Consider the following 21,133-nt stretch of genomic DNA (forward strand, 5'->3'; position numbering starts at 1 on the left):
TATGAAAACAACTATTTTTCCAGTCGTTCTATTGGCGGCAGCCACGCTGGCCGTTCCGCTCGTTTCCCATGCGGACATTTCCGAGACACTTAACGGAATGCAGCCCGTACTGGACAGCGTGCGGGACGACATGCAGCCGCTTAGCGGACGTCTCATTGATGTAGCCCGTGCCATAGCGGGTTTTGGCGCCCTCTGGTATATTGCCAGCCGTGTTTGGCGGCAGATCGCATCCGCCGAACCCGTAGACTTCTATCCGCTACTCCGTCCATTCGCAATCGGGCTCGCTATTATATTCTTTAATTCCGTGATCGACCTGATGAACGGGGTACTACAGCCCACCGTTTCCGCTACTGCCTCAATGGTAGAAGATAGCAACAATGCCATAGCCGTCCTACTGAAACAGAAGGAAGAAGCGGTAAAAAATTCAGACATGTATAACATATTTGTCGGGGAAGATGGCAGCGGGAACCGTTCGGAATGGTACAAATACCGATATCCCGAAGACAAAAAAGGCTCAGGAGACAAGCTGCTTGCCGGATTAGGCCATGACATCCAGTTTTGGATGGAGAAACAATCCTATAATTTCCGCAACAGCATCAAAATGTGGATGTCGGAAGTGTTGCAGCTTATCTTTGCCGCTGCCTCACTTTGTATCAACACTATCAGGACTTTCTACCTGATCGTACTATCCATTCTTGGCCCGATCGTATTCGGGCTAGCAGTTTTCGACGGATTCCAGCAATCGCTTATCCAATGGATGGCGAGGTATATCAATGTTTTTCTATGGCTTCCAGTTAGCAACGTTTTTGGAAGCATCTTGGCCAAAATCCAGGAAAACATGCTCAAAATAGACATCAATCAGATCGGACAGTCCGGAGATACCTTTTTCAGTACCTACGATACCGCTTACCTTATTTGTGCGCCCGTAAAGGCTAAATAGTAAATGTGTCTTTGGCAAGACACCAGGCTTGATTCCAATAGCCTATCATCATCCAACTTATCTGAAAGGGAAACTGGACAGGGAGTGTAGCATGTTGGAAACGCCGTAAGTCAGAAAGTTACTATTCTGCTACTGAATGGCAAGATGAAATGATAGATATAAGGATAAAGTCCGAATTGATTGAATGGCAGTCTAAGCGGTCGGCGTAGGGACTTTGACGTAAGGTAGCTATAACTCGTCAAATTACGATTCTCCACTAACGAAGATCAGTAGATGGAGCAGGAATAAATCGTAGCGCAACCACAGTAAGTGGTAAAAGACGGAAACCATATCCGACAATCTATCGAGCCAAGTTACTATGTAGCTAAACGGGGATTACCTAAGTCGGAATGCCGCTGGCGCGGCTATAGAGCTTTAGGCTTTTGAATATCCGATATGGTAACGGAGCTTCCGTAGTAGTCCGAGCAAGGGAAAGCCTTGTACATGGCGAAGGGAAGCAGTTAATGGTTTTAATACAATTAAAGAACAATGTGAGAGACATTATGAGAAATTCTGCAAACGTATTAAACGGTCTATCAAAGCATAGTCCGCAATTAGACTACAGGTACGAAAGGCTATACAGGCTTTTGTTCAACGAGGAAATGTTCTATACTGCCTACCAGCGCATTTATGCAAAGGAGGGTAATATGACAACAGGTTCCGATGGGAAAACAATAGACGGTATGAGTTTAAAACGCATCTCTAAACTAATAGACTTGCTTCGAACAGAAACCTATAAGCCCCAACCTGCAAGGCGAGTTTACATCCCTAAAAAAGATGGAAAAATACGCCCTCTAGGAATTCCGTCTTTTGACGACAAATTGGTGCAAGAGGTGACCCGAATGGTACTCGAAGCCATCTATGAAGGACAGTTTTTGGACTGTTCGCACGGCTTCAGACCCAATCGCAGTTGCCACACCGCACTGGTAAAAATCAAAAAGACATTCACAGGAGCAAAATGGTTCGTGGAAGGTGATATCAAAGGTTTCTTTGATAGGATTGAACATCAGATACTGATTAATATCCTCAAAGAACGCATCTCCGATGACCGTTTCCTGAGATTGATATGGAAGTTCCTGAAAGCAGGCTACGTTGAAGACTGGACTTTCCACAACTCCTACAGCGGAACACCGCAGGGAGGTATCGTTAGTCCAATCTTAGCAAACATTTATCTGGACAGACTGGACAGGTATATGATGAAATATGCCGAAGAATTCAACAAGGGAACGAAAAGAAAACCTCACGAAACGAGGTATCTGTTCGAAAATAAGAAGCGGTATGCACAAGTAAAACTCAACAATGTAAAAGATGAAAACGAACGCCGAGAAATTGTAAAACAAATCAAAGCTATTGACAAAGAGAGATTAACATTCCCAAGTTGCGATGAAATGGACGATGGGTACAAAAGACTGAAATATGTGAGGTATGCGGATGACTTTCTAATCGGGATAATCGGGAGCAAGGAAGATGGCAGACAGGTAAAGAACGACATCAAGAACTTTCTTGAAGCCGACCTGAAACTAGAACTATCAGAAGAAAAGACCCTGATAACCCATTCGGAAAAGCCAGCTAAATTCCTTGGGTATGAAGTTTCCGTACGCCATTCCGACCTACCAAGACGGGACTCTCTTAATAGGCTTACCAGAACGTATAATAATAAGGTACGCCTATGCATTACGATGGATATCATCAAGAAGAAGCTACTCGATTTCGGCATTGTCGAAATCCGACATAACGTAAACGGAAAAGAGTGGTGGAAACCTAGAGAACATTCAAAGATGATGCACAATGATGATTTGGAAATCCTACAGATGTACAATTATACATTAAGAGGGTTTTACAATTACTTTTCTGTAGCAAACAACAGTGCAATACTAAACGCTTACGGGTACATTATGGAATACAGTATGTACAGGACTTTTGCCTGTAAATATAGAACATCCGTCCGTAAGATACTTCGCCAATATCAGCGAAATGGTGTCTTCACAGTTAGTTATACTACCAAGAAAGGTGGTGTACGAAGCCAATCATTCTACAAAGGAGGGTTTAAAAGAAAAATGCCTGAAATGAATGTGAAATTGGATGACAGCACCCCAGTAATTCACGGTAACAGAGTTGGCCTTATTGATAGGCTCAAAGCTGAAAAATGTGAGATATGCGGGGCAACAGAGACTTTGGATATGCATCACGTTAGGAAACTCAAAGACTTGGACGGCAAAGGTTATGTCGACAAAATGATGATTGCCAGACGTAGGAAAACCATTGCACTTTGTAGAAGTTGCCATCTAAAAACACACGCAGGCTCGATAGACCGACCCATTAATGGAGAGCCGGATACGCTGAGAGGTGTAAGTCCGGTTCGGGGGCGAGCATTTGAAAACCTACCATAGAAATATGGAAAGGCGTCGGGTGCTTAGCCTACTTCTGTTGATAGGCACGGTAGGATATTTTACCGTACCCAATGTAGCCAACTACATCGTACAGGCAGGTGGAGCAAATGCCCTTTTGCAGAAAGTAACCAGCATAGTCTCAACTTCAGCAGTCGCAGCGGGAGGATTGGCAGGTGCCGGAGCAGCAACGGCAATGCAGGGAGGTGCCAATATCCTGCAAGCGAGCAAGAATTTCAGCGAAGGTTATTCCGGTGAACATCAGGGTGCGGGTCTGCACGGTGCGGCAGGAAGGACTATGGGACGTGCGGGAAGTTATATGCATGATAAGCTTTGCGGGAATTGATCGACAATTAAAACCAACATTTATGTTTACACAATTTAGAAATATAGATACTGCATTCAAGCATATCAAAACATTCAGTATTTTATTGATCGTTGCTAATCTGCTCACGGTATGCTTCTGCATTTACAAAAGCTACCATTTCGTGGACTTGGCACAGAACCGAATATATATCCTTTACAACGGCAAGGTAATGGAAGCAATGGCTTCTGAAAGAAAGAGTAATCTATCCATTGAGCTAAAGGATCACATCAAAACTTTCCACCAGTATTTTTTTAACCTTTCACCGGATGATAAGGCTATACAGGCCAGTATTACCAAAGCGTTATACCTTGCCGACCAATCCGCAAAAAAACAGTTCGATAATCTAAAGGAGGCTGGTTATTACAGTAACCTTATCTCTGCCAATATTTCGCAGGAAATCGAAGTGGATAGTACCGTGCTGGACATCAACCAATATCCCTATGCCTTTGTCTGTTATGCCACGCAGAAACTTGTACGCTCAACGAGCACGGCCACGAGACGTCTGGTCACTAAAGGAAATGTGAGGGATTTAAAGATGCAAACAGATGACAATGCGCACGGCTTTCTGATTCAGGCATGGGAAATACTGGAAAACAGCAATTAACCAAATCAAATACGATGAAATTATCAACAGGTAAAAAGCAACAACCCAATGAAGAGGCCGCTCATAGGATAGCGGGAAGGATAATCAGGTTACAGAAGTCTGTGGCAGGATTTCTCAATAGGAAAACGACCAAGCTTCCTTACAGTTTTGTGATAGCATCTTTTTTACTGCTTTTTCTATGTTTTGGCGCTTATTGCTTTTACCTGCTCTTGCAGGCACTCAATTAAAAACAATTATTCACTGACAAATCAATTATTATGGAAAAGAAAGAAAGATTGAGGGACACACGCAAGGTGTTTCTGTTTTTACCGCTATTGGTAATGCCCTTTCTCATATTCGCATTCTATGCGATGGGAGGAGGCACGGAAAACGAAAAAACCATGCAAACGGTAAAGCAAGGTATCAATACAGAACTTCCGGAAGCTTCCTTTAAGCAAAAAAAGGAGCCACTTAATAAGCTCGATGTTTATGAACGTGTGGCACAGGACAGCGGAAAGACTAAAAACAGCATCAAAGACGTAGTGGACAGGCTAGGTTTTTCTTTAGCGGAAGAAGATCCAAAAACCGTTGAGATAAATGAAAAACTAAGGGCTATGGAGTTGCTACCTTTAAAGCGAGACAGATTTAGACAGTAATTTTAAATTTGTAGAAATGCATAGAAAATTTGATGATTCGTTTAAGATAATGGCGGTCGATTTGAGCGTTGTTAAGGGATCTGTAGCCGATGTAGCTAAGGAATTAGACATAGACCCCAGTTTACTGAGTAAATGGCGTAGAAATCCACGTTATAATGGGAATAAGGTTTTACCTGACAATCCCAAGATCAGTCCGGAGGAGCAGGAGTTAAGGATTTTACGCAAGAAATTAAGAGATACAGAATTAGAACGCGATATCTTAAAAAAGGCCATAGCCATCTTCTCCAGGGGAGACGGTCCATATACCGGTTCATAAAGGAGAACCGAGAAGTATATTCCGTAGAGAAGATGTGCGAAGTATTGAACGTTAGCAGCAGTTGTTTTTACCGTTGGCTGGTTTGGCCCGAATCCCCCAGGGAACAACGCAGTAAAGCACTTGTGGATAAAATACAGCAGGTACACAGTGACAGTAAGTATATCTATGGCAGCCCACGGATAACCGCAGAGCTGCACAAAAAAGGTGAAATGGTATCAAGAAGCTACGTAGCAAGATTGATGAAGAAACATGGGATACGAAGTAAGGTTAAGAAAAAATATAGGGTGACCACAGATTCGAGCCATAGTTATAGGATAGCTGAAAATCTCCTCCAAAGAGATTTTTCAGCGGATTCCCTATCGCAAAAATGGGTTAGCGACATTACTTACATCCATACCGGCAAAGGGTGGCTTTATCTAACAACGGTTATCGATCTGGCGGACAGAAAAGTCATTGGATGGTCTTTAAGCACCGATATGACGACTAAAAACACTTCTGTACAAGCCATCAAAATGGCTATTAGAAACCGAGGTATCAAAGATGGTCTTATCTTCCATTCGGATAGAGGGATCCAATATGCCTGCGATGAATTCAGGAGGGTAATTGTAAAAAACAAGATACTTCAAAGCATGAGTAGGAAGGCCAATTGCTGGGACAATGCAGTAGCTGAGAGCTTTTTCAAGACACTAAAGGCTGAAATGATCTACCATAGAAAATTCATCGATCAGCAATCGGCTAAATTGGAGATCTTTGGATATATTGAAGGTTTTTATAATACCAAAAGAACACATTCTGCCCTGGGATATAAAACCCCTAAGCAGATCGAAGAGATGCTATTGGAAAAAGAGAAAATGGCAGCATAAAAAAGTCTCCTATTTTAAGTTGCAATTCCACTATCCAGCGGGAGATGGAAAAACCGGAAGAAACTCCGGCAGGCAGGCATGAAACGTTCGTCAACGAGATTAAGCCAAATCGTTCATTGCAAAGACAGGGTATGGATAGTGAAGTTGACCGACTGGAAGCACTAATGAAAACGATGCGGCAGGACAGCACCGATGATGAAGAAGTGAAAGAACTTAACGGGCTTTTGCAGACGATCCTTGACATCCAGCACCCCGAAAGGATAAAGCAAACACTACAAGTTGAAAAAAAGGAGAACGAAACATCGGACAGCGTTTTTAAAGCCATACCCGCCGTTATAGTGAACAGGCAAAAGGTGGTGCAGGGTGCAACCGTAAAGCTCCGATTGCAGGATAGCCTTACGATCAACGGCCACCATATACCCAAAGACTTCAACGTATTTGCGACCTGCCGGATCGCCAATCAGCGGGTGCTACTGAATATCCGTAACATTCGCTTGGGAACAGCCATTCTGCCCGTAAACTTGAGTGTCTACGGTCTTGATGGAATGGAAGGGTTGGACGCACCGGAAGCCGTTCTTACAGAAGCGGCAAACCTTGGTACGGGAAATCTGGTTTCCGGCATTGGCATGTACGGCCTTGACCAGTCCATTGCTTCACAGGTGGCGGGTGCGGGAATGGATGCGGCAAGGAACATCATCAGTAAAAAGGTTCGCAAGATGAAAGTCAAACTCAAGGCCGGAGAGCCAGTTTTGTTAAAGAACAACAATCTTAAAAGCCGTTAAAAACCTGACCTATGAACAGGGCTGAACAAATTTGGTACAGTTGGGAGGAAAAGCAGCGCCGCCTGAACCTCGAAGGATCAGGTAACGGAACTTTAAGGGCAATTATGCAGAGCAGGTACGACCATTTAAGGCATGGGCTTTACAGGCTTTCCTTAAACGCAAGTCCAGAGGAAAAAGTGTTTGCCAGAGTACTCCGAGCCGTAACACGTCGGCTACGTAAACAGATGTATCCCAACCTATTTATACGGACGTTTATCAGAATAAGAGAACGTCTATATGATAGACCAAATCATATCCGGGATTTTCAAAGGGAGAAAGAAAAAAGCTTGGAATATTTAAAAGAGCAGTTCAGGGAGAAAGGCTTGTCCTCTTTGTCAGGAAGGTTAGAGCATCTTGTGGGTGTTGAAAAAGAAAACACAATTTTACCGCTTAGTTCACAACTTAACATGGCTGAAAGGATTGACCTTAATATCAATCTTACATCGGAAAAGCCCGGACATATAAGGATTTCAAGTTTAGATATCTCTCTTACCAATGAACAGAGAGATGAACGAAGAAATTACACTATGCAGGCTGATAACAATATGTCTTTAAAAGATGCAGTGAATCTTTTGCAGGGCCGAGCGATTAAAAAAGATTTTGAAAGCCCAGACGGTCTAGCTGTTCAAAGATGGGTACAGGCCGACCTTGATCAAACTACGGAAAAAGGAGAAGTAAAGATCATGGTGTTTGCTCCAGACTACCCTTACGATATGAAGGCTGTTATGGATGATTTTTCGAGGAAATCAGGGATCACTGGACTTGCAAGGGCTCAGGTTATCGCTGAACTTGGAAAAGGCAACACGGTAAAAATCGAGGCTAAAGACGGTCAAAATTATCATTTACAGGCTGATCCTGCCAATGGTTCACTTTTGTTCCATGACAGCAAAGGCAGTCGGCTGGAAACACATGATTTTCTTGAAAAGATGGACAACTATAGACAAGCTGTTTCAAAAGAGCCACAACCAATCATTAAAATTTCAGAAAGCGTGCAGGAAAATAAACGGTCAATGCACATTTAACAGAACTGTTAACCTTAAAAATAAAACAGTATGAACCTCAACAATTTGGAAGACAGAAAAGACGAGTTAAGAGAACTTGGTTTCAGTGAAAAAACAATCGCACAGGTAGAAGAAAATATGCGGCAAGGCGTACCGAAATTTAAAGCTTATGACAGCATGCCTGCTACAGATAAAGGGCAGATAGATTATACGATTCCTTTCAATAAATCCAGCATGTCCGATTACTATTATTTTAGCAAGTTCGAGGTTGTCCATAACAAGGTCGATCCTCTTGAACCTGGACAGAAATATATGGTTATAAAAAAAGGTGAAGATGGCAAAAATATCGTCAAGAAACTTGATAATGTAAATGAAGCCATAGACCTTTTTAAAAAGCAGGATGGAAATGCGGAACTCGCCATAGGAAAAGATGCCGCCCGTAAAAATATGGTAGCTAACATGGAAAACGGTAAAGTCAACTTCGTTGCCAAGACTTTTCAGGGAGCCTATTACGCCAACCCTATTCCCCAGACCTTTTTTGTGAGTGAGGGACAGGGCTTGACCAAAGAACAGGCCGGAAATTTGGTACAGGGACGGGCTGTTTACAAAGACGATCTGCTGGATTCTCAAGGGATGGTGTATAAAGCTTGGCTAATGCTGAATACCGATAAACCAAGGGATCGCTATAATAACCTTAAAGTAAACCCCTATCGTGATCCCAATTACGGATTTAATCTTACAGAAGCCCTTAAACAATATAACATCAAGGATCTTGAAAATCCAGAGAGGGCAAAGGAAATTCATGAAAGTATCATGAACGGCAACAAGGTAAAAGTGAAGGCCGAAAACAAGAACGGTGAAACTCTTCCCGTTTATATAACCGCTGCCGTCAGGTTCCGTAAAATAAATTTCTCCCTTGAAAACGGTAAACCTGAAATACGGGAGGATTTCCTCAAGCCTGAATTTCAAAAGAACAGGAATATATCGGGTGAAAGGCTGCAACAGGCAGAAGAAAAGAACCAAAACGAAGGTTTAGGAATTGGCAGGTAAGGTTAACTATATTATGTTACAACCATGATGTACATGGATATTCTCATATTATTCACTTAAACAATAAATCACTATGGAAAAGTTCACGGAATTAAAAAACCTCATTACTTCGGTAGAAGCTGATGCGGAGAAATTTTATGGTAAAGGTAACAGTGCGGCTGGAACACGCCTACGTAAAGCTTTGCAGGAGCTTAAAGGTCTTGCACAGGAAATCCGTAACAACGTAACGGAGATAAAGAACACTAAATAAAGGAGTTCCTTTATTAATTTACGAAGCCCGATATTTTTTATGTCGGGCTTTTCTATTTTAATAAGCTAATAGCTGTTTTAAAGACCATTATTGTGCTTTTTTTTTAAATTATTATATTTGAATGTCTTACCAATAAAGTCCTGATATGAAAGTATCGAAAAGTTTCTATTTAATTTCTTTTTTGGGTGTTACTTCAATCACTTTTTCCTGTTCACCGTCCGGTAATGGATCGGATGTCAAAGCCCGAATTGCGGGCAAGTATGCATCACAGAGCGAATCCACCTTTGATTACTACAGAGATACACTGGAAATCCGACCAACCGATGATGGCAAATTTGATGTACAGATTATTGCCCATTGGTCAAGCGCAAAGAAAGATGATCCCAACAGACCTTCCAACAAAGTCGCAGGGGTTTGGAACAAGGGCAATGTTGGGTCTACTTTGGTAGCGGACTTTCAGGCCAGTGATACAACGCTCCGTATTGTCGAACAGTTAACGGGTGGTGTAGAAATCCTATCGTTCAATGATGATAATGGCACGATACGATGGCCTTCAGATAATGGGGAAGTTGAAATTTATACCAAGATAAACGAATAATTCCCTTCCTAACGTTGTTTTTATAGTTTAATACCTCTATAAACGGGAAGCCACTTCTTCATCCCTCGAAGTCGCTTCCCGTTGCTTTTTAGCAACAGGCAGGCTCGTGCCTCACCCGCCAGTTGCGCCTTTGATAAGACATATCTCCCTTTACGTTTCCTTTAGTTCATTTAAAGCTTGATCGTGGCGTACCCCCCGGCAATTCGTTAGCAAAAAAATTAAACAATCCCCAACCGAGCAAGCCTGCCCTTCGGTTTGCTCGAAAAAAATCTTCCTTTTCCCAAGCCCGCTGCCTACAGCGGAAAAGAGTATTTTTTTCGGCAAAGCCTTGCACGGATGGGGATTCTATTAAGAGCGGTTGCTTAACAGATGCCGGAGGGCCTTGTGCCCGATGGATTAAAATTTAGGCGCTATGAAAAAAATTAAAGGAAGAAGCCCCCCATTGACGGTAGCCACGGCAGAGCGAAGCAGGTTGCTTCTGCTCCGTCACAAAAACGGAAGTCACAAATTATTGAAAACAAAAAATTAGAAATCATGAAAACTACAGAATTGAATAACAACAAAAAAGCAGCCGAAAATATCGCAAAGAACAACGGTCACAAAGCAGTTAAACCACAAAACAATTTGAAACCTTCTCTGCCCCGAAATGAGGAAAACAAGGCTCAACAGGAAAAGACAGCGGAAACGGAGAAGATAAGTCCAAACCCCGTAACAGATGCATCCACAAGTGGGAATGCCACAATTGAAGCAGCCCCAAAGTTGGTAAAGCCTGCCCTTAATTTGGATAGCACTTTAAAACTGGTAGAGGAATTGCACCGCAGGAAAATCCAACGTGATAAACTGATTTCTACTATTGATAACCTTAAGGAATTTGAGGTAGCGCAATTGGATGATGCCGAGGAAACCGATAGCAATCACTATCAGGGTTGCGAACTTACCATAGAGGACGATAAAGGAAGGGATTTTGTCACCAAAAACCCGTTTATCGTTAAAAAAGTGGCTGAATACATCAATACTTTATGTGCGGATCGGCTAATGGAAATCGAAAGTGAAATTCAATTTCCGTCTTAATTTATGGATGTCCCTTGTCGAATGGGCAAGGGACTATTTTAATATCTCATATGATGGAAACAGCATTTTTAGAGTATTTGGACGGGTTATATTGGGAAGGTTACGGGGAAGTATTCAGGGAGGAGAACCCGACAGATTTTCAGATTCAGTTAACGGCCTTTATTTGCGAACATGCAGGATCGGCAAATGATCACAGAACAAAAATTAGAGGAAATGGCACACAACATCAATTTTAACAGTAAGACAGGGGAACATAGTTTTTTTAGTGTAAAGGAAATCCCTTGGCATGGTCTAGGCACAATATTACAGGATTACCCCACAAGCGCAGAAGCTATCCAATATGCAGGGCTTGATTTTGAGGTGGAAAAACGCCCTTTGTTTACTTTGGACACGAAAATGGTAGAGGCTGATAATCATAACGGTCTTTTCCTGCCTTCTATTAATGTCCCCGACTATTACGCCACTGTTCGGACAGATACGGATGAAGTTTTAGACGTAGTTGGTTCAGATTATCATGTAGTGCAGAACGTCCATGCATTTGACTTTTTTGATAGTATTGTCGGTGGTAAAAACGGGATTATGTACGAAACAGCCGGAGCATTGGGCAAAGGTGAACGCATATTTATTACGGCAAAATTACCAGGTTATATTAGGATCGGCAAGGATGATCTAATTGATCAATATCTTTTTCTTACTACTGCCCATGATGGCACTGGTAGTATAACGGCTGCATTTACCCCGATTAGGATCGTGTGCAATAACACACTTAATGCTGCACTTCAGACTACCGAGAAGGCTGTAAGGATACGGCACACGGCCAACGCGCAGGACAAACTAAAAGAAGCCCATAAGCTTTTAGGAATCAGTCACACACTTGGTCAGGAGCTTAAAGAAATCTTTAACCAATGGACAAAAGTCCGCATCACTGATGCCAATGTCAAACGCTTGGTACAATTGGCTTTAGCCCCCAACAAGGAGGTGCTGGAAAAGATTTATAGCGGTAGAGAAGAATCGCTATCTCTCCAGTTTAACAAAAAGGTTGATGCCACCCTAAATTATGCCTTTAGTGACCCCACGCAGACCGACCCAAACACTATGGGGACATTGTACGGCTGCTATAATGCGGTTACAGATGCGCCCGTACTGGATGTGCAATAAATATACCTGTAGCGAGGTATTAGGCGAGTGTTCTTTGAAGCCTATCATCAACCGACTTATCTGGAAGGGAAACTGGACAGGGAGTGTAGCATGTCGGTGAATCCAAAAAGTCAACCAGTTGTCAGGTTGCGACTGAATTGGGAAGATGAAATGAATAGATATGAGGATAAAATCGAATCTGATTGAATGATGATCCGAGTGGCAACGGCACTAGCATTGACGTAAGGCAACTAAAATCGTCACTCTGATAGTACCCACTTCTCGCCTGTTTGGAAGTAGGGCATGAACAGACTATCGGCACGACTACAATAAGTAGTAAAGGATAAGTCATATCCGACAATCTAATCGAGCTATGTTATTGCACTTCTAAACGGGGATTGACCTAAATCGGAAAGCCACTGGCGTGGCTATGAGAGCAGTCTCTGAATATCCGACATGGCAACGGAGCCTCCGTAGTAGTCCGAGCAGGGCCCTGTACATGGCGAAGGGAGGCAGCTAATATTTTTAATACAAATAAAGGAAAATGTGAGAGACATTATGAGAAATCCAGAATCTGTATTAAACAGTCTATCGAAGCATAGTAGAATTTCAGGTTACAAATTTGAAAGGCTCTATCGCATTCTTTTCAATGTGGAAATGTACTACACTGCTTACCAAAAGATCTATGCTAAAGCAGGAAACATGACCAAAGGCTCAAATGATACCACAATTGACGGTATGAGCTTACAACGGATTGAAAAGCTAATTGATACTATCAGAGATGAAACGTATCAGCCCAATCCATCACGAAGGGTTTATATAGCCAAGAAAAATGGTCAGAAACGCCCTTTAGGTATTCCGTCTTTTGACGATAAATTGGTGCAGGAGGTTATTCGGATGATACTTGAAGCCATATTCGAGAAGCAGTTTGAATATAGCTCTCACGGTTTCAGACCTCAGAGGAGTTGCCATACTGCACTGGTACAGGTCAAAAAGACTTTTAGCGGCGCAGCATGGTTCATTGAAGGGGACATTAAAGGTTTCTTCGATAATATCAATCATGAGGTACTGCTGAACATCTTACGGGAACGGATAACAGATGACAGGTTCATCAGACTTATACGGAAGTTCCTTAATGCGGGATACATTGAAGATTGGGTCTATCACAGAACTTACAGTGGAACTCCACAAGGTGGTATTATAAGCCCCATACTGGCAAATATCTACCTTGATAAACTGGATAAGTACATGAAAGATTATGCTACAAGGTTCGACAAGGGAAAGAGGCGACAAATTACAAAGATTGCCAAGAATAATGTATACCGAAAATCCTATCTGCTCGGGAAATTGAAACTTGAAAAAGATGAAAATGAGAGAGTGCTCCTGAAAAAGGAGATTAGAATGCTTGAGATAAAAAGACTTTCTATCGAACGCTGCAACGAAATGGATGCAAACTACAGGCGATTGAAATATGTGAGGTACGCAGATGACTTTATAATAGGTGTCATCGGTTCAAAAGACGAATGCAAGCTCATTAAAGAGGATATTAAAAACTTCTTAAATGAAAAATTAAAGCTGTCTCTTTCAGACGAAAAGACACTGATTACCCATTCAAAGAAACCTGCAATATTCCTCGGTTATGAAATCACTGTCCAAAGGTCTGACTTGCGCATGAGAGACAAGAATGGCTTTTTAAAGAAAGCCCACAACAAACGAGTTATGCTAAGGGTGTCCCGTTCAACCATACTGAAAAAATTACTCTACTACCGTCGGGTACAGGTAAAATATCACAATGGTAAAGAAGTCTGGAAACCATTGCATAGAGGTTCACTTATAAATAACGATGACCTCGAAATCTTAACAAGATACAACTCTGAAGTACGGGGCTTTTACAATTACTATTCATTAGTGAACAATCTCAAACAGATTAATCACTTTGGTTATATCATGGAATACAGCCTGTACCGAACCTTTGCGGCCAAGTACAAGTCATCTGTACATAAAATCCTCAACAAATACATGCATGACAAGGACTTTACTGTATTCTATAAAAACAAAAAGGGCAAAACTCTCAAACGTGTATTCTATAACAAAGGTTTCAAAAGAAACACCGAAGCTATTAAAGACAACAAGGTGGATAACCACCCAGATGTATACTTCACAAGGTCTATTACAAGCTTGATTGACAGATTGAAAGCAGAGAAATGCGAGTTATGTGAGGCAAATGGACAATTGGAAATGCACCACATCAGGAAAATGAAAGATGTCGAGGGCAAGCAACCTTGGGAGTTGGTCATGATGGCAAGAAGAAGGAAAACACTGGCGGTCTGTCACGATTGCCATAGAAAAATCCACAACGGTGAATAGACTGCATATATTATGTGGAGAGCCGTATACAGCGAGAGTTGTACGTACGGTTCGGGGGAGAGTTCAGGGAAACCTACCGATAGTAATATCGATAAGGCGTCAGGAGCTTATCCCACGTTATTTTCAAAATGTCCGTGATTACAGTGATGGCGAGAACAAATTAAAATCCCTCATGTTCGGAACGGCTCAGCAGCAGACACAAGCGGCCTTTGATCTTTGTAACGGTTTTGCACGGTACGGAGCAGCAGCATTAAATTAATGATTTAACCCAAGCGGAGGCGCAACCGCACAAAGGGCGCAATTTATTATGAAATCAATAGACGAATTAACAAATACCGATAAAGCTAAGTTAATACACCAGCTTTTTCCCGAAGAGATAGCACCATTTTTAGAATATACATTATCGTTTTGCGAAAATCTAATTGAAAATAAGACAGCTTATGAAAGTGGATGGAGCAGCAAAAGTATAATAACATTTAGTTTTTGGCTTCATCTTGCTCATGAAACGAAAAGTCTTATTAAACGTCTACGCTATGACATGATAAAAAGCCGACATGTTTTTGCAGAGCAGTTATGCTTTAATCATAATGCAATCTTCTTTAACGAATGTTTGGTTAGGTACGCCAAAGAAAAGGCCACGAACGAAAAATTTAAAATGGCAGTTGATTTATTGTATCTGACAATTTAGCGGTACTTTAATTTTTACCCCTTCGATTTTCCACGAAAATCAAGGGGCATTTTTTTGCGGCGCCTTAAGTGCCTTTTAAGTTCATTTAAGTGACAAACTAAGATCTTGTATTTTATTCCAGCTCATCTTCACCATCTATTATGTGCCATTGTTAGTTCTTTGTATTAAAGGTCTCAAATAACGTTACCCAATTGGCTTCTAGGTTAACAGGAACATCCTTCATTACCCTATCAAAAGTATTGATAAGCTCTCTAGCAATGTCCACTTTCCAACCTTGTTGCAATACAAGGGTATTGTCATTTGCCCATTTTTCGATTTGATTTACGATGGGATCGCCCTTAGCTAAAACATCTTCAAAATAAGTTCTTCCTTTGAAATTGCGGTCAATGATCTGCGCAAGAGGTTTGGACGGAATTAGATCTTCAATTTCAAACTCCTTGTCTCCTAAAAAGGCACCGACATCGAGTACTTTATTTTGTTGATCTTTATACACTCCATTTTTAATTTGCTTTATATAATCCTTGCCAGGTTTATCGGAATCTAACAAAACAAATGGCAATTCATTATCGCGGGATGAGACTAATTTAGTAACGGGCCCCATTCCTTTAACACCACCTGTCGGTATGAATACAAATTCCCGGCTATTTAACAATTTTCCTTTACTGATAAGATAGCGCTTAATCATTGTCAAATATATTTGGTCACTTGGCCCCTCAACCAACACTGGCGTACAACCCAGAAGTAAAGTGTCGGAAACTGTTAAACCGAGCGCTGCATGAACTGGGTAAATGGATTTTTCCGCATCGACTTCATCATATCTCAAGTTAGAAGATACTTTTGTACGACCCGAAGTTTTGTCAATGTAAACCGCTTTTACATTTGCCAAGTTATCCATGTCAACCAAGAAAGGCGAATGGGAGGTGTAAATAAGTTGATTGTTTTCAGATAGCTTTCTAAAAAAGGAAGCGAGATCGTATTGAGCCAAGGGATGAAGAGAAAGACCTGGTTCATCAAGTAACAAAATTGCATTTGCGTGATCCTGCTTAGTTTCCACCAAAAAGACTAAAAAGAAACTAAAGAACCATTGTAATCCACGACTCCGTCCCTCCAACTCGATGGATTCCGGTCTTAGCTCATCTGAAACATTGATTCTAAAGTGACTTCCATCTGCTTCAAAAGCAAAGATATAATTACCCTGTTGCCACCACTGTTTGAAACTTTTAGTTAATTCACTTGCTGCTGATCTAAGTAGCACTCCTCTCTCTTTCTTCTTCTCTGCCCATTCCGTAACCTCTTCTTCGCTTAGATTTTGTTCCGTGGAACTAATCTCCCGATTGTAAGCATCCATTTTCTTGATAATCACCTTGCGATCGTTTCCCAACTCGTAGATTTGTTCCGGCGACAACTTTACATATTTAAATAATACATCGAGTGTCCTCGCCTTTGCTCTTGCTGAATCGGTTAAATCTGTTCTTTCAAGATCTTCTATTACTCTTGGAAGGTATATCTCGCTGTCAAGATTCCCGTAATCTGAATAATACACAAATTTGGGTATGTTTTTTAAGATGTATTTACGAGTTTCTTCAGAAGTAACAATGGCCTTTCCATTAAATGAGTCCTGAATTTTCTTCAATGGAGGTAATAAAAGTTGATTGAATAAATCTGGTAAGTTTTGCTTTTTTCCAAATTCACCAAGAAGAGTTTGAACATTGGCCGAAATTGTGTCAACCTCTTGCTGGTTTAAATACTCAGAATCCAAGCCAGTAAAAATACCATTCAGTGTATTATCAATCTTTTCCTTTAGCTCACGTGTCTCCTTGGTGTAATACTCAGAACCATGCAACTTTCCTATGAAATCAGCAAAAATTTATTCAATACGGCTTTTTTTATATTTCTCAATTTTGGAATAAGGAAGACTTATATTATAAGTGCCGTTGTACTGCCGCTGGATCAGGACAACAGCAACTTGTTCTGGATCACAGTTACAATCTGCTGCCACTTTATTCTTAACCTTTTCGTCAATTTCGAAGTCCGCTTTTATAAACACGTCGCTATCATGACCATCGGCTTTATACTGGCTATACAGATGGCGTGGATAATCTGCCAATGGTATTATTGGTTCTTTATTTGCAGGACGAAGCTTCCAAAGAGCTATAAGTAAGTTGGTTTTTCCTGCCTCGTTTGTGCCTACAAGACAAGTGTTATCTGAAGCTTCAATCCAATCGCTTTCTTCAATGGATCTAAAGTTTAAGACTTTGAACCTAAGTAGTTTTGTTGCCATATTTAAGTTTTTGATTTTCAGTGCACAACAGATGTACCAAATGTAAAAGGAGTGAGGTTTTAATAATTATGGTGACTAAATGTCAGTATTCTGCAATATTATGACAGATTATGCTAAATTCTGTATGTTTCCTTTTTTATTCCCTAAAGGATTAAATACAGCATATTGATATAAATTTGATAGCGGATCGATAATTGTCTGATATTGCTCCTCAGTTTTACTACTATTATCCGATATTTGTTGTTAAGACGATTCTGAATAAACTTTAAGGCTTAATTTCCAAAAGATCTTTACACATACCATTCTTAAAACTTTTATGTAAATGGATGAACTAAAAAAAGATTGTTATATCCAGCAATGCAGAAGTTCTATAGTGCACTAAAAAGTCTGGAACAATTTGAAAAAGGAAAGAATTTTTTTGATAATATATCATATCTAGATAATTTTTTCTCCGAATATCGTAACATAACTTTTATGCTACAGAAATCTTTAGCGCACACAAATTACATCGATATTTACCAGCAATTTAAAGACGAATTTCTTGTTAATGATACATGTAAATGGTTCGTTGATAAGAGAAATGAGGTTTTAAAACAACAGCCGTTTGATTTAGAGAAGAAAGTAATAATTACTGTATATACCGGAAAAACCTCACTAGCATTAGTAGAAAAAATTTTTACAGTTGAAAATGATATTGAGTTTTCGACCATAATCGATTCCTTAAGGATATTTCTTGTTAATATAAATCCTATAGAAGTTTTTTTCTCTGCTGAATTTTCTTTCTACGAAAAAGGTCAATCCATGGAATTATACGAAAGCTTAATATCTGGAATTAATCACATGAAATTATTTGTTACGGCAGTAAAAAGTGCAATTAATGAGGAATGCACTTTATGTGACCAATTAGAGCAAAAAATTAATAGTATGAATTTCTATAGAGTACCAAAGAACATGCTTTTCGTTGACGACTATGTTTATAATTGTCAGAAAGATTTATTCGAAAAAGGCTCTAGAATCGAATTAACTTTAGAATCACCGCCCCAAAGGGTTCCTATAGATAGATTGTCAAATATGGCTTCTAATGGAAAAGAAAAAGATCCTTTTTACAATTTTGTCTTGATGCACATTGTCTTATTTAAAATGCAAAAAAATTTGATGCCTACCTGCATGATAGTTTACAACGATGATACATTTGAGTTTAAGTCCTTTGATAGCTCTATAAAAATGATAGCTCTATAAAAACTACAACATACAGAAAGTTCAATGAGATTGCTCAGTTAATTGAAAGGAACAAAATAGTGAAAGTGTTTTATGTTACTGAATTGCTAGTCTATTCTAAAGATAGCCCTAATTATAACGATCTATTAAGAATGAGCTCTAAAGAACGCGCTAATCATAAAACTTCTGAAATGCTTGGTTTCTTTATGTTAGATAGGTATTTATCCTTTAAAGCTTTTTATTTTAATCTTGAAAAGATTGATGATATGACACATATCATGACGGTTTTAACCAACCCTATCACAGATCAACCTGACGTATCCTTTCTCAATCCCGTTAGGAATGAATTTGAGAGATTAAGTAAAACAAATAAGCAATATGCAAACTAAATTTCTTATATTCGTATAGTGTAAAGACGATTGATTTGATACCATTTTTAAGCAAAAAAATCGAGCTTTAGGACAGATTGTTTTATTTTGATATAGTTTAAATCGTGCCCTATTTCATGCCCTTTTATTAAATAAGGATATTAAATGGCTGGAATATAGATATTTAGAGTAGGAGGTGGTCATTCTGCCACCCCGACCAGCAAAATTGAAGCTCTTGCGAAAGCAAGGGCTTTTCTTGTTTTACGGCATGCCAAACTTGTTTGGGCGAGCGAGAAAACAAGAAAAGTCACAGGCACGTAGTGCCAGTTTCAATTTAGCTGAGCTGCCCCCTTTGGATGGCTGCAGCCGAGAGTGCGGGGCTGTGGGTCGCAGCCAATCCTGCCACCCCAACAGCATAGGCAGCAAAAGCCTACAAAAAGCCTCTAAATATCACATTTAGGGGCTTTTCATTTTTTTATCATATCAAGATAATACAAGGAATATTAAGGTTTTTGTGCCCTATTCCGTGCCCTATCCTTTTCTCGTATTATTGTGCTCGAAATAGATGTAATAAATTGTAATTCAGTTGTTTAAATGGGCAAATGATATGACAGGCCATCACACATTCAATTTTCAGTTCTTTCTTAAGAAAGACAAAGCCAGCAAAGGTACTGCACCGCTCTACGCACGTATATGGGTGGACGGCGTACCTATGATGATACTTTCATCCATGTCACCTCTTTGAAAGATTTTGCTGTTTAGCTTCACTTCTGTCTGCAAAGAAGATCTAGTTTTTAGTTACTCTTTAATATTACATAAGCAAACGTACAAAACACGGTTAGACACCTATATATCTGCATCTATCGTTTGTCTCCGATCTCGCCCTCTCTCCATTCCAGATAGGTTTTGTAATCCCCCTTTTCCCATCGGGTCAGGTGGTACCGTTACACGCTGTAAGAGGACGCCTCTCCGGCCCGATCCTAGGGCTGGGTAGGCCTTGTTAGGTCAAGTCATGGACTTTTTAGGGCGCATGTCACCGCTTCATCTTTTTTATGGTTATTTTTGGCTTTGTTTAATGGTCTTAGACAGTATGGAAATCATAATCGCAGCGTTATGGAAAAGAAAATTCGACTAAACCTACTGGTATATTTCTCAATCGCCACATTGGTATCCTTTCTTTTCAGGCATTTCACTCCCCAATGGCTGGACGTTTTCCGGCTACCTTATGGCGGCTACTATGGTCTGAACATGCTTGTCGGTATTGGCCCCCTCATAGCCGCCATTGCCAGCGGTGCCATGTTCCGCAATAGCCGTGTGACGCTCCGTTTCTGGGGCAATTCGGTTGTCAAGTCGGTGGTGTTCCTGCTCATTCCCATCGTCACCGTCGTGTATCTTGGAGTGACCAATAAGGAATCCATAGACCCTCATCTATTTGCCCTCAAAGTATCGGGCATGTGGCTGTTGTATATCATTGGCGAGGAATTTGGTTGGCGGGGTTATATCCAGCAAGTGGTGCGTGCGAATGACTACATCAAATCTCTCATTGTAGGTATTATCTGGTATCTGTGGCATCTATCTTTTATATATGTGTATTATTCGCCTATAAAGGAGGTACTCTTTGTCTTGGTGCTCATGATAGGCAGCTTTCTGGTGCTCAAGGTGACCGAGAGGACAGGGAGCTTAGCCACTGCGGTAGCCCTGCATTTTAGTTTCAGCGTACTCACCAACATACGTTTGCCGGAGCGATCTTACATCGCCATAATATTCATGTGCCTTTGCTGGATAGTCCTGTATATCTTTTGGAACAAAGGATTTTTGAAACGATTGTGAATGTGGTTCGGAATACTTTCTTGTTTTAACTCAGAAAGTACTCCTTTGTTATTCCGTTGTATTTCTTTTTTTTTGCATTGTATGGCTATGCGTCTTTTTGTTGATATAATGTCTATTCCATTTTGGTTATTTCCCTTTTTCCCAAAACGTTGAAAGCTGCTTTCAGGAAATTCTAGATTATACAGGTCACAAACGAATTGCTCGAAAATATCTTCATTGGATAGACGTGGCAGTTGAAATTTATTAAGCATGTTCGCGATAATTAGAATAAAACATAATTGCAGCTAGCTATAAAAAAATCG

At 40.5% G+C, this 21,133-nt stretch carries 23 protein-coding genes and 1 pseudogene; 23 read left to right on the forward strand and 1 reads right to left on the reverse strand.

All coding sequences use genetic code 11. The features are described from left to right. Position 1: 1 nt before the first annotated feature. The 19 genes from traJ to H8S90_RS23980 all read left to right on the forward strand — a co-directional run bounded on the left by traJ (position 2) and on the right by H8S90_RS23980 (position 15,134). On the forward strand, positions 2 to 940 hold the full coding sequence (gene traJ, locus H8S90_RS23890) for a conjugative transposon protein TraJ (RefSeq protein ID WP_305082282.1): 939 nt from the start codon (positions 2 to 4) through the stop codon (positions 938 to 940). A gap of 542 nt (positions 941 to 1,482) precedes the next feature. Further along, positions 1,483 to 3,369 (forward strand): reverse transcriptase domain-containing protein, encoded by a 1,887-nt coding sequence (locus H8S90_RS23895; RefSeq protein WP_187343173.1) that lies wholly within the window; start codon positions 1,483 to 1,485, stop codon positions 3,367 to 3,369. Positions 3,370 to 3,373: 4 nt separating this feature from the next. Further along, on the forward strand, positions 3,374 to 3,712 hold the full coding sequence (locus tag H8S90_RS23900) for a hypothetical protein (protein ID WP_187340279.1): 339 nt from the start codon (positions 3,374 to 3,376) through the stop codon (positions 3,710 to 3,712). A gap of 22 nt (positions 3,713 to 3,734) precedes the next feature. Next, positions 3,735 to 4,337: a conjugative transposon protein TraK gene (gene traK / locus H8S90_RS23905; RefSeq protein ID WP_187340280.1), complete on the forward strand. Its 603-nt coding sequence runs from the start codon at positions 3,735 to 3,737 to the stop codon at positions 4,335 to 4,337. A 14-nt stretch (positions 4,338 to 4,351) separates the two neighbouring features. Then, complete coding sequence (locus tag H8S90_RS23910; RefSeq protein WP_187340281.1) at positions 4,352 to 4,564, forward strand: hypothetical protein; 213 nt, start codon at positions 4,352 to 4,354, stop codon at positions 4,562 to 4,564. Between the two features lie 30 nt (positions 4,565 to 4,594). Continuing rightward, positions 4,595 to 4,972 carry a hypothetical protein gene (locus tag H8S90_RS23915; protein WP_187340282.1) on the forward strand — a complete coding sequence of 126 codons (378 nt, stop codon included), beginning with the start codon at positions 4,595 to 4,597 and terminating at the stop codon, positions 4,970 to 4,972. A 16-nt stretch (positions 4,973 to 4,988) separates the two neighbouring features. Continuing rightward, on the forward strand, positions 4,989 to 5,288 hold the full coding sequence (locus tag H8S90_RS23920; RefSeq protein ID WP_187339052.1) for a transposase: 300 nt from the start codon (positions 4,989 to 4,991) through the stop codon (positions 5,286 to 5,288). Next, the gene (locus H8S90_RS23925; RefSeq protein WP_255501942.1) at positions 5,216 to 6,151 is read left to right on the forward strand and encodes an IS3 family transposase; all 936 of its coding nucleotides are present in this window, start codon (positions 5,216 to 5,218) and stop codon (positions 6,149 to 6,151) included. Before H8S90_RS23920 ends, H8S90_RS23925 begins: the two co-directional genes overlap by 73 nt. Before the next feature lie 116 nt (positions 6,152 to 6,267). After that, positions 6,268 to 6,933, forward strand: coding sequence for a conjugative transposon protein TraM (gene traM, locus H8S90_RS23930; RefSeq protein ID WP_187340283.1), 666 nt, complete (start codon positions 6,268 to 6,270; stop codon positions 6,931 to 6,933). Between the two features lie 11 nt (positions 6,934 to 6,944). After that, complete coding sequence (locus H8S90_RS23935; protein ID WP_187340284.1) at positions 6,945 to 7,994, forward strand: hypothetical protein; 1,050 nt, start codon at positions 6,945 to 6,947, stop codon at positions 7,992 to 7,994. Positions 7,995 to 8,024: 30 nt separating this feature from the next. Further along, positions 8,025 to 9,023 (forward strand): hypothetical protein, encoded by a 999-nt coding sequence (locus H8S90_RS23940; RefSeq protein WP_187340285.1) that lies wholly within the window; start codon positions 8,025 to 8,027, stop codon positions 9,021 to 9,023. 73 nt (positions 9,024 to 9,096) lie between these two features. Further along, a complete protein-coding gene (locus H8S90_RS23945) occupies positions 9,097 to 9,273 on the forward strand; it encodes a histone H1 (protein ID WP_187340286.1) in 177 nt (58 codons plus the stop codon). Between the two features lie 145 nt (positions 9,274 to 9,418). Continuing rightward, entirely contained in the window at positions 9,419 to 9,871 is a 453-nt protein-coding gene (locus tag H8S90_RS23950) for a hypothetical protein (protein WP_187340287.1), read from the forward strand. A 534-nt stretch (positions 9,872 to 10,405) separates the two neighbouring features. Continuing rightward, the gene (locus tag H8S90_RS23955; protein ID WP_187340288.1) at positions 10,406 to 10,942 is read left to right on the forward strand and encodes a hypothetical protein; all 537 of its coding nucleotides are present in this window, start codon (positions 10,406 to 10,408) and stop codon (positions 10,940 to 10,942) included. Positions 10,943 to 10,992: 50 nt separating this feature from the next. Next, on the forward strand, positions 10,993 to 11,178 hold the full coding sequence (locus tag H8S90_RS23960; protein ID WP_187340289.1) for a hypothetical protein: 186 nt from the start codon (positions 10,993 to 10,995) through the stop codon (positions 11,176 to 11,178). Then, positions 11,156 to 12,100: a DUF932 domain-containing protein gene (locus tag H8S90_RS23965; RefSeq protein WP_187340290.1), complete on the forward strand. Its 945-nt coding sequence runs from the start codon at positions 11,156 to 11,158 to the stop codon at positions 12,098 to 12,100. Before H8S90_RS23960 ends, H8S90_RS23965 begins: the two co-directional genes overlap by 23 nt. 537 nt (positions 12,101 to 12,637) lie before the next feature. Beyond that, positions 12,638 to 14,446, forward strand: a complete 1,809-nt coding sequence (locus H8S90_RS23970; RefSeq protein WP_002979465.1) for a reverse transcriptase/maturase family protein — start codon at positions 12,638 to 12,640, stop codon at positions 14,444 to 14,446. Continuing rightward, on the forward strand, positions 14,439 to 14,705 hold the full coding sequence (locus H8S90_RS23975; RefSeq protein WP_187340291.1) for a hypothetical protein: 267 nt from the start codon (positions 14,439 to 14,441) through the stop codon (positions 14,703 to 14,705). The genes H8S90_RS23970 and H8S90_RS23975 overlap by 8 nt, the downstream gene beginning before the upstream one ends. Positions 14,706 to 14,753: 48 nt before the next feature. After that, positions 14,754 to 15,134: a hypothetical protein gene (locus tag H8S90_RS23980; protein WP_187340292.1), complete on the forward strand. Its 381-nt coding sequence runs from the start codon at positions 14,754 to 14,756 to the stop codon at positions 15,132 to 15,134. A gap of 151 nt (positions 15,135 to 15,285) precedes the next feature. Here H8S90_RS23980 and H8S90_RS23985 read toward each other — a convergent pair. Then, positions 15,286 to 17,415, reverse strand: a pseudogene (locus tag H8S90_RS23985) (AAA family ATPase). A 474-nt stretch (positions 17,416 to 17,889) separates the two neighbouring features. Between H8S90_RS23985 and H8S90_RS23990 the strand changes: the two are divergent. The 4 genes from H8S90_RS23990 (at position 17,890) to H8S90_RS24005 (ending at position 20,831) form a co-directional block, all read left to right on the forward strand. Beyond that, a complete protein-coding gene (locus H8S90_RS23990) occupies positions 17,890 to 18,654 on the forward strand; it encodes a hypothetical protein (protein ID WP_187340293.1) in 765 nt (254 codons plus the stop codon). Between the two features lie 131 nt (positions 18,655 to 18,785). After that, positions 18,786 to 19,022, forward strand: coding sequence for a hypothetical protein (locus H8S90_RS23995; protein WP_187340294.1), 237 nt, complete (start codon positions 18,786 to 18,788; stop codon positions 19,020 to 19,022). A gap of 586 nt (positions 19,023 to 19,608) precedes the next feature. Further along, on the forward strand, positions 19,609 to 19,746 hold the full coding sequence (locus H8S90_RS24000; protein WP_187340295.1) for a hypothetical protein: 138 nt from the start codon (positions 19,609 to 19,611) through the stop codon (positions 19,744 to 19,746). 368 nt (positions 19,747 to 20,114) lie between these two features. Beyond that, positions 20,115 to 20,831 carry a CPBP family intramembrane glutamic endopeptidase gene (locus tag H8S90_RS24005; RefSeq protein WP_187340296.1) on the forward strand — a complete coding sequence of 239 codons (717 nt, stop codon included), beginning with the start codon at positions 20,115 to 20,117 and terminating at the stop codon, positions 20,829 to 20,831. Positions 20,832 to 21,133 lie beyond the last annotated feature (302 nt).

This window comes from Olivibacter sp. SDN3 (genome assembly GCF_014334135.1).
Lineage (GTDB): Bacteria > Bacteroidota > Bacteroidia > Sphingobacteriales > Sphingobacteriaceae > Olivibacter.

What these genes read in the sequence shown, in the direction of transcription:
- traJ (WP_305082282.1), top strand. Translation starts at nt 2, where the DNA reads ATGAAAACAACTATTTTTCCAGTCGTTCTATTGGCGGCAGCCACGCTG.
- H8S90_RS23895 (WP_187343173.1), top strand. Translation starts at nt 1,483, where the DNA reads ATGAGAAATTCTGCAAACGTATTAAACGGTCTATCAAAGCATAGTCCG.
- H8S90_RS23900 (WP_187340279.1), top strand. Translation starts at nt 3,374, where the DNA reads ATGGAAAGGCGTCGGGTGCTTAGCCTACTTCTGTTGATAGGCACGGTA.
- traK (WP_187340280.1), top strand. Translation starts at nt 3,735, where the DNA reads ATGTTTACACAATTTAGAAATATAGATACTGCATTCAAGCATATCAAA.
- H8S90_RS23910 (WP_187340281.1), top strand. Translation starts at nt 4,352, where the DNA reads ATGAAATTATCAACAGGTAAAAAGCAACAACCCAATGAAGAGGCCGCT.
- H8S90_RS23915 (WP_187340282.1), top strand. Translation starts at nt 4,595, where the DNA reads ATGGAAAAGAAAGAAAGATTGAGGGACACACGCAAGGTGTTTCTGTTT.
- H8S90_RS23920 (WP_187339052.1), top strand. Translation starts at nt 4,989, where the DNA reads ATGCATAGAAAATTTGATGATTCGTTTAAGATAATGGCGGTCGATTTG.
- H8S90_RS23935 (WP_187340284.1), top strand. Translation starts at nt 6,945, where the DNA reads ATGAACAGGGCTGAACAAATTTGGTACAGTTGGGAGGAAAAGCAGCGC.
- H8S90_RS23940 (WP_187340285.1), top strand. Translation starts at nt 8,025, where the DNA reads ATGAACCTCAACAATTTGGAAGACAGAAAAGACGAGTTAAGAGAACTT.
- H8S90_RS23945 (WP_187340286.1), top strand. Translation starts at nt 9,097, where the DNA reads ATGGAAAAGTTCACGGAATTAAAAAACCTCATTACTTCGGTAGAAGCT.
- H8S90_RS23950 (WP_187340287.1), top strand. Translation starts at nt 9,419, where the DNA reads ATGAAAGTATCGAAAAGTTTCTATTTAATTTCTTTTTTGGGTGTTACT.
- H8S90_RS23955 (WP_187340288.1), top strand. Translation starts at nt 10,406, where the DNA reads ATGAAAACTACAGAATTGAATAACAACAAAAAAGCAGCCGAAAATATC.
- H8S90_RS23960 (WP_187340289.1), top strand. Translation starts at nt 10,993, where the DNA reads ATGATGGAAACAGCATTTTTAGAGTATTTGGACGGGTTATATTGGGAA.
- H8S90_RS23965 (WP_187340290.1), top strand. Translation starts at nt 11,156, where the DNA reads ATGGCACACAACATCAATTTTAACAGTAAGACAGGGGAACATAGTTTT.
- H8S90_RS23970 (WP_002979465.1), top strand. Translation starts at nt 12,638, where the DNA reads ATGAGAAATCCAGAATCTGTATTAAACAGTCTATCGAAGCATAGTAGA.
- H8S90_RS23980 (WP_187340292.1), top strand. Translation starts at nt 14,754, where the DNA reads ATGAAATCAATAGACGAATTAACAAATACCGATAAAGCTAAGTTAATA.
- H8S90_RS23990 (WP_187340293.1), top strand. Translation starts at nt 17,890, where the DNA reads ATGCTACAGAAATCTTTAGCGCACACAAATTACATCGATATTTACCAG.
- H8S90_RS23995 (WP_187340294.1), top strand. Translation starts at nt 18,786, where the DNA reads ATGAGCTCTAAAGAACGCGCTAATCATAAAACTTCTGAAATGCTTGGT.
- H8S90_RS24000 (WP_187340295.1), top strand. Translation starts at nt 19,609, where the DNA reads ATGACAGGCCATCACACATTCAATTTTCAGTTCTTTCTTAAGAAAGAC.
- H8S90_RS24005 (WP_187340296.1), top strand. Translation starts at nt 20,115, where the DNA reads ATGGAAAAGAAAATTCGACTAAACCTACTGGTATATTTCTCAATCGCC.